The organism is Gordonia sesuvii (assembly GCF_036350415.1).
GTDB lineage: Bacteria > Actinomycetota > Actinomycetes > Mycobacteriales > Mycobacteriaceae > Gordonia > Gordonia sesuvii.
Window position 1 is genome coordinate 261,806 of the sequence record NZ_JAZDUF010000005.1, and the last position, 11,891, is coordinate 273,696.

The 11,891-nt window shown below is 67.2% G+C and carries 9 protein-coding genes; all 9 read right to left on the reverse strand.

Annotated elements, in window-relative coordinates; genetic code table 11:
* Positions 1–46: 46 nt before the first annotated feature.
* The 9 genes from VZC37_RS17975 to glf all read right to left on the reverse strand — a co-directional run bounded on the left by VZC37_RS17975 (position 47) and on the right by glf (position 11,749).
* Positions 47–1,042, reverse strand: a complete 996-nt coding sequence (locus VZC37_RS17975) for a cutinase family protein (RefSeq protein ID WP_330434223.1) — start codon at positions 1,040–1,042, stop codon at positions 47–49.
* 3 nt (positions 1,043–1,045) lie between these two features.
* Positions 1,046–1,618 (reverse strand): DUF732 domain-containing protein, encoded by a 573-nt coding sequence (locus VZC37_RS17980; protein WP_330434225.1) that lies wholly within the window; start codon positions 1,616–1,618, stop codon positions 1,046–1,048.
* A 228-nt stretch (positions 1,619–1,846) separates the two neighbouring features.
* Positions 1,847–3,241, reverse strand: a complete 1,395-nt coding sequence (locus tag VZC37_RS17985; protein ID WP_431309443.1) for an alpha/beta hydrolase-fold protein — start codon at positions 3,239–3,241, stop codon at positions 1,847–1,849.
* Positions 3,242–3,558: 317 nt separating this feature from the next.
* Positions 3,559–4,545: an alpha/beta hydrolase gene (locus VZC37_RS17990; protein WP_330434226.1), complete on the reverse strand. Its 987-nt coding sequence runs from the start codon at positions 4,543–4,545 to the stop codon at positions 3,559–3,561.
* 378 nt (positions 4,546–4,923) lie between these two features.
* Positions 4,924–7,065: an arabinofuranosyltransferase AftB family protein gene (locus VZC37_RS17995; RefSeq protein ID WP_431309437.1), complete on the reverse strand. Its 2,142-nt coding sequence runs from the start codon at positions 7,063–7,065 to the stop codon at positions 4,924–4,926.
* The gene (locus tag VZC37_RS18000; protein WP_330434228.1) at positions 7,052–7,963 is read right to left on the reverse strand and encodes a decaprenyl-phosphate phosphoribosyltransferase; all 912 of its coding nucleotides are present in this window, start codon (positions 7,961–7,963) and stop codon (positions 7,052–7,054) included. Before VZC37_RS18000 ends, VZC37_RS17995 begins: the two co-directional genes overlap by 14 nt.
* Before the next feature lie 10 nt (positions 7,964–7,973).
* Positions 7,974–8,570: a phosphatase PAP2 family protein gene (locus VZC37_RS18005; RefSeq protein WP_330434230.1), complete on the reverse strand. Its 597-nt coding sequence runs from the start codon at positions 8,568–8,570 to the stop codon at positions 7,974–7,976.
* The gene (locus VZC37_RS18010; protein ID WP_330434232.1) at positions 8,551–10,491 is read right to left on the reverse strand and encodes a glycosyltransferase; all 1,941 of its coding nucleotides are present in this window, start codon (positions 10,489–10,491) and stop codon (positions 8,551–8,553) included. The genes VZC37_RS18005 and VZC37_RS18010 overlap by 20 nt, the downstream gene beginning before the upstream one ends.
* Before the next feature lie 22 nt (positions 10,492–10,513).
* Positions 10,514–11,749: a UDP-galactopyranose mutase gene (glf, locus tag VZC37_RS18015; protein ID WP_330434234.1), complete on the reverse strand. Its 1,236-nt coding sequence runs from the start codon at positions 11,747–11,749 to the stop codon at positions 10,514–10,516.
* Positions 11,750–11,891 lie beyond the last annotated feature (142 nt).

Genomic DNA, 11,891 nt, shown 5'->3' on the forward strand with positions numbered 1-11,891 from the left:
ACGGCCCTCCGCAAGCTCCGGACCTCCTCAGGGACCAGGTGGGCAACTAGTAGTGCGCGGGCCGAGGCGCGTCGGCGATCACCTGATCGGCCCAGCCGTACATCCACTGCGTCGCCGATGCGCCGTCGAGGGACCAGTAGTCGGTGGTCGCGTACATGGCGTGCACCGGGTTGTTGATCGCCCCGGCCAGCTGGCTGACCGCTCGGATCGGGTTGGTGACGGTGGGCGAGTCGCAGATCAGATCGCCTGCGGCGCAAATGGATTGGACACGGTCCCGGAGCTCACCGAAGCCGCCGTCGCGGGGACCGGTCATGGTGATGCCGGGGACGAGCCGCCCCATCCCGGCGAGTGCGACCTCGGCGCCCACACCGCTCGGCGACGGCCCGATGTCGTTCTGTTCGCCCGGCTGTCGGCGTCCGTCGGCGATGAGCCCGACCCCGAGGACGAGGTCCTGATCGGCCGGGTCGAGCACGCCGCGGCCGTTGCCGATGTTGCTGGCGAGGTCGCCGGCGATCACCGCGCCCTGCGAGAAGCCCATGATGACGTAGCGGGTCAGCGGGCAGTCGCGGTTGGTCTGGATCATCTTGCCGGCGGCCCGCTTGTAGCCCTGCGAGCGGGAGAAGTCGTAGTCGCGCTGGCGGTCACCGAGGTTCGTCGGATTCCGGAACTGCGCAACGTAGGGCACGGTGTAGACGCTGGTGCGCGACTGCGGGTATTGGTCGGCGATCGCGCCCGAGACGCGCAGCATCAGCGATTGCGGGTTCGCGGTCGGCGTGTACGGGTCGTCATCGGCGGCCGACTCCCAGGTGCCCGGGATGACGAGGGTCAGGACGTCGGGACAGTCGGCGGACTGCGCGTCGGGTCGTTGCCGCGGCTCGCTGGTCGTATCGTCGGGTCCGATCGGAAGGCGTGGCGGACCGGGCTGCAGCAGTACCACCACCAGCACCACGATCAGGATGATCGCGACGACGGCGAGCAGGGCGAGGAACAGCAGAATCTTCGGCAGTCGCCGCTTGCGGCGCTGCGCACTCCGTGCGTTCACGGGTCAGCAGTAGTGCTGGTCGGCGGCCTTGATGACCTTGTCGGCCTTGGCGTTGGCCTCGGCGACGGTCTCGGTACCCGGGCCGACAGAGGCGGTGACGAACGCCTTCACGGTGACGGGGTCGGTGCCCTTCTTCCGCTCGTTGCACACGTACTCGGCCATCGTGAGCGCGACCGAGTTGTCGGTGTCACCCATGAACTCGACCTTCTCGGCCTTCAGCTGCGCGAGATACGCCTGCCCCTTGGGGCCGACCTCCTGCCCTTCGGGGCCAGGGAAGTTCTGCGGTACGTCGGTCTCGGGATTCGGCGCGGTCGCGGGCAGGGCGCCGGAGTCCGACTCCTGCTCCCGGGTGGTCTCCTCGGTCCGATCGTCGTCGGAATCCGCGGTCGCGCTGGGCGACGCCGAGGCCGACTCGTCGGCCGATGTGGGTGACGTCGAGTACATCGACGTGGTCGTGACCGGATTGCTCGTGATCGGCGCGGTGGCCGTCGAATCGTCGGCGCACGCCGACACCGAACCCACTGTCAGCGCGAGTCCCGCCGCGATCATCGCGAGTTGCAGAAACTTTCGGGTCATCGTCACTTTCCTCGTCACGCCCGACCGGCGACGTCGTCGTCACCGACCCGGTTCTCACACCTGCCGCGGCTCGCTCATTGACGATCCGCCCTTGGTCAGGCTACAGCCTCCACGGTCCGACTTCGGCGGCGCGACCCGCCCGACCAGCAGAAACGTTCCGATTCCTCAGCGAAGTCTCAGCACCGGCGACGGCTCCCGCTCAGATTGCGCCGCCGCCGGTGCGTGAGATCAGCGGGTGACCTTGGCGCCGTCCGCGGCCGTCCAGACGATCCGGCCCTTCTGGAAGGTGTTCACCCGGCCCTTGCCGTCGCGGGTGGGCATCTCGTCGCTGGTCGGCAGACCCAGCTTGCCACCCGGGCCGCCGGCCGCGACGTACTCGCCGCCGATGCCGCCACCGACCATCTTGGGTCCCTTCGGTCCGGTGATGAGTCGGCCACCGCGGAAGTCCTGCGCCTTGCCGCCCGGCACTCCGTACACCGGTGTCAGGCATTCGCCCAGCGTCTCCTTGTGCACGTTGTAGGCCTTCGGGAATCCGACCTTGCACATCGGCCGATCGTTCATCAGCCCCAGCGCGCCGGCGGCCTGCGGCCACGACTGCTGCAGCTCGAACTCCCAATACGGCCACGTGTGGGTACCGGACGGCCGGTAGACCGCCTGCCCGGGGATGCCGAGCTGGTTGAGCTTGATCGCGAACTGCTGCGAGGTGACCCGGCTCAGGATCTCGAGCCCGACGCCGGAGTAGTTGGTGGCCAGCAGCGGGATGTCCGACGGGCTGTCGTGCGGCCCGACGAGGCCGTTGCCCGACGACACGTACAGGCTGGTGCCGCGCAGCTTCTCGGCGTGCAGATACGGGTCGTGCTCCTTCCATGCCGGGTCGCTCGGCGGCCCGAACATCTTCATGGAGTCGTAGCCGCCACCGTCGCGCAGCGCGAACTGGATGGCCTGCGGCATGCCGTAGGAGGTCATCTGCAAGATGCCCGAGAACGACGCGGCGTACTTGTAGAAGCCCGGGTTGCGGCTGGCCAGCATCATCGCGGCCGAACCGCCCATCGACAGTCCCTGGATACCGCGGACGTCGGTGGAGCGCCAGTCACCTTCCAGGATCGGCGGGAGCTCCCGGATCAGGAAGGTCTCCCACTGGTAGTTCTTGCCCTTGTCCGGTTCCTTCCAGTCGGTGTAGAAGCTGGATTCACCACCGATCGGCAGGACGACGTTGACGTTCTTGTCGCGGTAGAAGTTCTCGATGTCGGTGTTGATGATCCAGCCGCTCTGGTCTTCCTGCGCCCGCAGGCCGTCGAGGGTGACCAGTTGCGGGAACTTGTCCTTCGGCTTGGACCACCAGTCACGGGCCAGCAGGATCTGCACCTGGATGTTGGTCTTCATCGCCGGCGAGTAGACCCACAGCGCGACGCGACGGTCGGTGTACCAGAACGTGTTGGTCACCCGGGCGGGTTCGGTGGCAGCCGCAGGCACCGGCGCGGGTGGCGGCGCGGCGGACTCCGGGGCGGCGGGGGGCAGTTGGACCGCCGGCGCGCCGGGCGGGTCGTCCGGCGCCGCACCGGCCGGGACCACCGGCGCCGTGAGCACCAGGACCGTCGCCGCGGCTCCCGCGAGCCCGGTCAGCCATCGTCGGGCGGTCCCGGTGTTCCGCCCCCGTCCACTACACGTCGTGTCCCACGTCCTGCGCGTCACGACGTGCCGAAACCCATGCCAGTTCACCCTCTGACTCCTTCACACCACCTGAGTTTGACGACGTTCGACCAGGTGAGTGTGTAACTCTTTCCCCAGAAGTCACAACAACCTCACAGACAACAGAACGCCCTACGTGTTTCTTACACGTAGGGCGTTCTGTTTTGCGTGCGCCACGCTGTTACGCGTGGGATTTCTGTGACTGAAGTGGCTCGGTCCCGACGATGTCGTGGACCGCGTCCGTCAGACGGTCAGCGGAAGAAGCCTCGGTTCTTGGCGTTCCACAGCATGTCCTGCCAGTAGCCCCAGGCGTGGGTGCCGTTCGAGTAGTAGGTCATCAACGGCAGACCCTGGACGAATGCGGCCGCCTCGAACGCCTTGGCCTGGGTGAACGCCAGAACCTCCAGCGTCGAACCCTTGAACAGGTCGTCGAAGACGTTCGGCAGCGAGTTGTACTGACCGAACAAGCCGTTGCCGGAACCGATGAACACCTTCATGCCGTGCATGCGGTTGATGTTCATGAACGGATCGTTGGAGATCCAACGCGGGCTCCACGGCGGGCCCCACATGCTGTCGATGTTCCACGGCTTCGGGTCGACGTCGAACATGGCCAGACGCAGCGCGGTGCGCATGCCCGGCGCGTTGAGGAAGTTGTATCCGGACAGCGACGCCACGCGGTCGAAGTTGTGGCGGTTCTGCGCGCCGATGACGAGGGCGGCGTTACCACCGGAGGAGAGTCCGGCGATGGCGTACTTGCCGCTCGGTCCGCGGAAGCCGCGTGAGTCCAGCGCCCGCACGAGCGAGCGGGTGATGACGCAGTTCCACATGTAGCGGTACGGCTGATTGTTGAAGTTGCTGGGCGCATCCCAGTCGGAGTAGAAGCTCGCGGGGCCGCCGATCGGCTCGACGACGTTGACGCCGGAGCGCACCATCTCCTGGACGTTGGTGTTGATCTCCCAGCCGCTGTAGTCGTACTGGGCGCGCATACCGTCGAGCAGGATGGCGGTCTTGTAGTTGCCGGGGCGCTTCCAGGCACGCACCTTGACGTTCGGCATACCGCAACCGTTGACCCAGAACTCCTGTTTGCCGAACTGGGTGCCACCGATCCGGGCGCTCGCCTCGCCGGCACCGCCGATGACCCCGGCCAGGCCGATCACGGTCGCCATCGCGATGAAAGCGGCGACGAATCGGTTTCGTGCCCAACCGGCCCTTGGCGGCCTGGCAGCAGCTTCACGCATCGACTGATATCTCCCTCTGTCATCCGACGACCGGGGACGTCTTCCCCCATCGCCGAATCCTGCTACGACACCCGGCCGCTGGTCCTCCCCCGAAGCACCTCGGCGCAGTGGGTGATTCTCTGCGAATCACTCGCCGATCAGCCGAAATTCGGCCGTTGGCACCGTTTCGGGAGCCTATTGCATAGCCAATTCGCTGACAAACGCTGTGACTGCTCTCACATCGGTCCGTCGGCGAGCCGTTATACGACAAGCGGCGTGGGTGTCCTGGTCACGTTGATCTATCGACCAAGTCCGCGCGAACGTTACCGATTCGAGATGTGTCCGGGCAAACCGAGCCCTTCGAGACGCTCGCAAGCTCGCTCCTCAGGAACCGGAACATCATTTCGGGTGAATCCGCGGCGGCATCTGCAGACCGCACCGCAGGATCTCGTACTCGGGCTCCCGCTCGATCCGGTAGTCGGTCCAGACGAAGGACTCCTTGAGGTTGCGCTTGAACCGCTCCCACGTCCACGTCGCCTCGTACGAATCGAACCGGTCCCGGGTCTCCGGGCACCGCAGAGCGACCTCCGCCTGACGCACCAGGTCCTCGTCGAGGTAGCCCGGCAGGACCGGCTTGCGCGGATAGGCGCCGGCCTCGGCGACCACCCACTCCGACGGCAGCACCTTGTCGTGGCCGATGCGACCGTCCTCGAGCCGTTCGGTGTGCGCCGCCAGCGGGTACGCCAGGCCCATCTGGTCGATGACCCGCACGTCGAGCGGGGCGTTCATGCTGGTCATCCCCAGATTGAGGAAGTAGACCGTCAGAATGCGGTCCTCGGGCGCGATGTCGCCGGGCAGCTTCGCGATGTACCACTCGTCGTAGTTGAACGATGGCAGGACGACGCCGCCTTCCTCGTGGTAGCGCTCGATCCACTCCGCCATCGCGCCCATCCGCGGATAGTCGAGATAGTCCTCGGCGGTCACCGGGTTGGTGTTGCCCATGTTGGTGACGTAGAAGCGTCGTTCGTCGACGATGCCGCTGCGGCCGATGTCGATGCCGGCGTTGGGCAGCACGTTCTGACTGCACACCGCGGCCCACGCCACCGTGACCACCCAGAACGCGCCCATGACGGCAGAGCCGGCCAGCTGCAGCCGGACCCGACGACGGGGCCCGCCGTCACCGTCACCGTCCGCCGCGGTCGCGGGGCTTCGCCGGAACGCCTGGCCGACATGGGCCGGGATGGTCACCGGCAGGACCATCAGCGGCAGCAGCAGGGTGAACAGCGACGCGAGCAGGACCCGGCCGTGCATGAAGTCGCCGCCCTGGCGAATCCAGTAGACACCGCCGATCAGCCCGGCCACCAGGATCGTCACGACCACCGCGGTGGGGGTCTGCAACGCCGTCGACCATCGGCCCAGACGGCTGCGCCACGAGATCTGCTCAGGCTCGGGGGTGTCGGCTGCGGAAGTGTCGGCTGCAGCGGTGTCAGATGTGGGGTCCCCGCGCTCGGCGACCCGTCGTCCGACGACCAGCATGACCCCGGCGAGGATCACCAGCACGGCGGGCAGGACCAGCACATACGGCCCGAACAGATTGGCCACGTAGAGCAGACCCTGGTGCCACTTGGCGCCGCTGGCGTCCTTCGCGACGGCCGGGTTCGGCACCAGCAGGGCGTAGTAGCCCATCCGGAAGATCTGATACCCGACGGGCAGGACCGCGGCGACCACGACCATCCCGATCCGCATCCACCACGAGTTGGGGGCGAGCACGAGCAGCATCAGCACGAGCCCGCCGAGGACCGTCAGTTCGGGACGGATCAGCGGCGCCAGGCCGGCGGTGAACGCCAGCGCCAGGGTGGCGGCCTGCTGGCCCCGCGAGGCGGCGCGGCCGGGCCGTCGGCTCCACGCCACCAGCTGACACCACAGGACGGCGATCCAGAAGATGCAGAGTCCGTTCTCCAGGCCACTCGTGGCGAAGTCGCGCGCCGGCGGCAGGGCGATGTAGAGGATGACACCGAACGGCAGCAACAGGGTCCAGCCGTCGCCGGTGAGCCCGCCGAGGCGCGTGCGGTGGAGGCGGGCGCTGCCGTACATGGCGATCGGGATCGCCGAGACCGACAGCACCAGCGCGACCCACAGCGCTACGTATTCGAGCTGCCCGTCGGTGACCTCGGCCCAGAACCAGAGCAGATACGTCCACGCCGTCGAGGTGTTGGCCTCCACGCGTTCGCCGATGTTGAACACCGGGCCGTTGCCGGCGAAGAGGTTGCGCAGTGTGCGCAGGACGATCAGCCCGTCGTCGGCGATCCAGCGGCGCTGCCAGACACCGATCGTGAAGAACGTGGTGACGGTGATTGTCCCGACGAGAAAACTGATGACGGGCACCCACTGGCGGGGTCCCCAGGCACGCACGCCACGCCGCTCGGTGTCGTCGGGCTCCGCGATGCTGTCGGCCGGCTCCGCGGTGGTGTCGTCCGGTTCGACGTTGTCGGCCCGTTCAGTTCTGTGGGGCTCGGGGGTTCGCACCTCAGGAGACTGCATAGACCGCGACACCCACGCACACCAGCCAGGCGACCGCCAGCAACTGCAGGACGCGGTCGCCGAGCGCGATCTCCTCCGGTTCCCCGGCCTGACCGCCGTCGATGTCGACGGCGTAGCGCAGGATCGCGATGGTGAACGGGACCATCGACACGGAGTAGGCGACATTCGTGTCGGCGTTGTCGAACGCCCAGAGGCCGTAGAAGACGACGACCGCGGTCGCCGACAGCGTCCACACGAATCGCAGGTAGGTCGTGGTGTAGTACTGCAGCGCCTTGCGGATCTTGGCGCCGGTCCGCTCGGCGAGCTGCAGCTCGGCGTAGCGCTTGCCGGCGGCCATGAACAGCGAGCCGAACGCCATCACCAACAGGAACCACTGCGACAGTTCGATGTCGGCGGCGACACCGCCGGCGATGGCGCGCAGCAGGAAGCCCGAGGAGACGATGCAGATGTCGATGACGGGCTGGTTCTTCCAGCCGAAGCAGTAGCCGAGCTGGATGCCGAGGTAGATCGCGATGACGACCGCGGTCTCCCAGTTGGCGATCAGCGAGATCCCGAGCGACGCGATGGCCAGTGCGGCCGCGAGGCCGTAGGCGAGCGGCACGGGCACCACACCGGCGGCGATCGGACGGAATCGCTTGGTCGGATGGTTGCGGTCGGACTCGACGTCGCGGGCATCGTTGATCAGGTAGATGCTCGACGCCACCAGACAGAACGCGACAAATGCGATCGCGACCGGGCCCAGCACGTCCCCGTCGCCGACGCTGCCTGCGGCCAGCGGCGCGGCCAGAACGAGTACGTTCTTCACCCACTGCCGCGGGCGCACCGCCTTGATCAGTCCGGTCGCCAGATTCTTCGGCGGTGCCAACACCGTGTCGTGCTCGATCGGCTCTTCGCTCATGTCCTCGGGCTCATCTCGTAGCGACGTTCGTCGCGAACAGTCTGTCACCCGCCACCACGGCCGCCGCGCTCGCGGCACCGATGGCCGCCCCGGCGAGGACATCGGTCGGGTAGTGCACGCCGAGGACCAGCCGGGACAGCAGCATCGGCGGTACCAGGACAGCGGGCAGCGCCGCGGGCGGCAGTCCGGCAGCGCGCCCGATGAGAATGGCCGCAGCCGTCGTCGACGTGGCGTGCGACGACGGGAAGCTCAGTTTGCTGGGCGTCGACACCCCGACCGCGATGCGTTCGTCGTGGGGTCGCTTGCGTCGCACGACCCGCTTGATGATCACCGAGGCGGCGTGCGCGCCGAATGCCCCGACCCCCGCCTCCGCCCAGTGACGCACCGCGGTGCTGTCCCCACGACGACGCGCCACGAGCGCACCCGCGCCAGCGACGGCCAGCCAGCCGAGGGAGTGTTCACCGAAGTGCGACATACCGCGGGCGGCAGACACGACACCCGGTCGGTCCGCGACGACCCGTTGCACCGCGAGCAACGCCGCGACCTCGCCGGTGGCCGGTGGTATGACGACCGGCGTCTGCACCGACTCAGTCGATTCCGAAGACACGCGCCCAACTCTCCTGACTCGTCAGATCCTGATGTGCGGCCCGATAGGTGTCGCGCATGTCCGGGAAACGGTCCTTCAGCTCCCGGACCAGACCCGCCGACTCCTTGGCGAGGGCGATCATCTTGTCGCGGTCACGCTTGCGGTACACCACGCCGCGGCCGTCCGCGGTGGTCACCGTGACCCCGTCGACCCGGCCCAGGCTGAACCAGCGCGCCTCGATCGGCGGGAAGTTCGCCTGCGGCACCTCGTGGTGGCGTGGGTCGGCGGGCTTGGCGTTGCGGACCAGCGCCGCGGTCAGCGACTTGAGCTTGGCGACCCTGCCCTCGGGGATGTTGGTGCCCAGGTGGGTGGCCTGACCGCTGGTGCGGGGCAGTTCGGTCGCGGACGGCAACACCACCGCGTCCGGATACTGCTTGCGCATCGCGGCGACCTTCGGCAACGCGGTCGGCAGCAGGCTCCGGATGTGGTCGGGTCCGGCGAGGAAGTCGCGGATCGCCTCGTTCTGGATCGCCACCGTCGAATACTCCAGGCACAGCAGGTGTTTCGCGGTCGCCTTGACCATCGACTTCAGGATGCCGTCGATGGGGCCGTCCTTGGTGATCGACGCCACGACGAGCCGGTTGCGCAGGTGGAAGTACGCCTGCCAGTCGATGGCGTCGTCCTTGTCGCTCCAGGCCATGTGCCAGATGGCGATACCCGGGACGGTGGCGGTCGGGTAGCCGGCCTTGGCCGCGCGCAACGCGAACTCCCAGTCGTCCCACTTGATGAACAGCGGCATCGGCAGGCCGATTTCCTCGGCGCACTGCCGCGGGATCATGCACATCCACCAGCCGTTGCCCTCGACGTCGATGCGCCGATGCAGGTTCTTGGAGTTCTCCCGGTCGCGCAGTGGGTATTTCGCGAAGTTGTGGTCGTAGGAGACGAACGGCGCCGCGGTCCACATGAACTTCTCGCGGTTGATGACCTCACCCATGCAGTGCAGGTGGCTGCGATCCTGCAGGTTGAGCATCTGACCGCCGACGAGCATGGGGGACTTGGCGAATCGCGACATGGCCAGGGCCCGCAGGATCGAGTCGGGCTCGATCATGATGTCGTCGTCCATGTACAGGATGTACGGAGAGTCGGTGCGCCGCAACGCTTCGTACATGATGCGCGCGTAACCGCCGGAGCCGCCGAGGTTCGGCTGGTCGAAGATGTTCAGCCGGTCGCCCAGTGCGGCGGCGGCCTCGTCGTAACCGGGCTCGTCGACCACCTTGCGGGTGCCCTGGTCGGGCATCATGACCGCGTCGATCACCTCGTCCACCAACGGATCCGACGTGAGGGCCGCGAGTGCGTTGACCGCATCGGTCGGTCGATTGAACGTGGGGATGCCGACCGTGACGCGTTTGGTGTCGTCGCCGGAAGCGGCCTCGATCGGTGAATACCAACCGGCCGCGACGATCTCGGTGTCGGTGTCGGTGGTGATGTCGAACCAGATCCAGCCGCCGTCTTCGAACGGTCCGAGGTCCAGTTCGAATTCCGCGACGCCGCGACCGTTCTCGTCGGTGTCGATGAGGTCGCCGCCGATCGCGATGCGCGACCCGTCGATCTTCGAGCGGTAGAGGTCGACCCGGCACGTGCCGAGGACCTCCACGCGCAGCACCACCGACTCCAGAACGCTCCAGCGACGCCAGTAGGCGGCGGCGAACGCGTTGAAGTAGGTCTCGAAGCTCACCTCGGACTCGGCACCGAGCAGCACCGATGTCCGACTCGGCGCGTGCGCCCGGCGCGGATTGTTCTGCGACTCCACCACATAGAGGGACCGGACGTCGATCGGCTCGCCCGCTCGGGGGAAGATGACCCGCTGCAGCAACGCGGCGGCCTTCGACGGGCCGGACCCCGCGGCGGGGATGTCGGACTGGTTCACGGGTGTCACGGTCATCTGTTCCGCCTCATGAGTTCGGTCATCGGTCCCCCGACGCCGCGTCGAGCGGCGCGCCGTCGGCGAGATGCGGTGCCAGGGTGTTGTCGAACATGGTGAGCGCACTCGCGATCGCCATGTGCATGTCGAGGTACTGATAGGTGCCGAGCCGGCCGCCGAACAACACCTTCTGTTGCGCGGTCTCGGCTTTGGCGAGTTCGCGGTAGGCCGACACCATCTCGCGGTCCTCCGGCGTGTTGATCGGGTAGTACGGCTCGTCGTCGGCCTCGGCGAACCGGCTGTACTCGCGCATGATGACGGTCCGGTCCGTCGGGTAGGAGTTGCGCTCCGGGTGGAAATGCCGGAACTCGTGGATGCGCGTGTAGGGCACGTCGGCGTCGTTGTAGTTCATCACCGGGGTGCCCTGGAAGTCGCCGGTGTCGAGCACCTCGGTCTCGAAATCGAGTGTGCGCCAGCCGAGTCGGCCGGCGGAGTAGTCGAAGTAGCGGTCCAGCGGTCCGGTGTAGACGACCGGTGCGTCCGGGGACTGCGCCCGCAACTCGTCGCGGACCGTGAACCAGTCGGTGTCGAGCCGCACCTCGATGCGATCGTCGTCGGCCATCTTCTCCAGCCACGCCGTGTACCCGTCGACCGGCAGACCCTCGTAGGTGTCGTTGAAGTAGCGGTTGTCGAACGTGTAGCGCACGGGCAACCGGGCGATGTTGCCTGCGGGCAGTTCCTTCGGATCGGTCTGCCACTGCTTGGCGGTGTAGTGCTTGACGAAGGCCTCGTAGAGCGGACGGCCGATCAGGCTGATCGCCTTCTCCTCGAGGTTCTTGGCGTCGGCGGTGTCGATCTCGGCGGCCTGCTCGGCGATCAGCGCGCGCGCCTCGTCGGGGCTGAAGTAACGGCCGAAGAACTGCGACACGAGGCCGAGGCCCATCGGGAACTGGTAGGCCTGGCCCTGGTACATCGCGAAGACACGATGCTGGTAGCCGGTGAAGTCGGTGAACTGGTTCACGTAGTCCCACACCCGTTTGTTGGAGGTGTGGAACAGGTGAGCACCGTACTTGTGGATCTCGATACCCGTGGTGGGTTCGGGTTCGGAGTACGCGTTGCCGCCGATGTGTGGGCGCCGGTCGAGGACCAACACCTTCTTGTCGAGCTGGGTCGCGGCTCGCTCGGCGATCGTCAATCCGTAGAAGCCGGAGCCGACGACGATGAGGTCGACGGCGGCGCCGTCCGCCCGGTTGCTCGGGTCCTGACCATTTCCTGCCACGGGAGTTCAGGGTAACGGACCGAACCTGAGGAATCGCCGTGCACACGGCCTCGCGGGGCCCTGACCGCAGGACTGTGGTCTCCCGCCCGCCCGTGTGGGAAGGCCGTCGGCTGGGTAACCTTCTCACCTATCGGCCTGCAGA

What these genes read in the sequence shown, in the direction of transcription:
- VZC37_RS17980 (WP_330434225.1), bottom strand. Translation starts at nt 1,618, where the DNA reads ATGACCCGAAAGTTTCTGCAACTCGCGATGATCGCGGCGGGACTCGCG.
- VZC37_RS17990 (WP_330434226.1), bottom strand. Translation starts at nt 4,545, where the DNA reads ATGCGTGAAGCTGCTGCCAGGCCGCCAAGGGCCGGTTGGGCACGAAAC.
- VZC37_RS17995 (WP_431309437.1), bottom strand. Translation starts at nt 7,065, where the DNA reads ATGCAGTCTCCTGAGGTGCGAACCCCCGAGCCCCACAGAACTGAACGG.
- VZC37_RS18000 (WP_330434228.1), bottom strand. Translation starts at nt 7,963, where the DNA reads ATGAGCGAAGAGCCGATCGAGCACGACACGGTGTTGGCACCGCCGAAG.
- VZC37_RS18010 (WP_330434232.1), bottom strand. Translation starts at nt 10,491, where the DNA reads ATGACCGTGACACCCGTGAACCAGTCCGACATCCCCGCCGCGGGGTCC.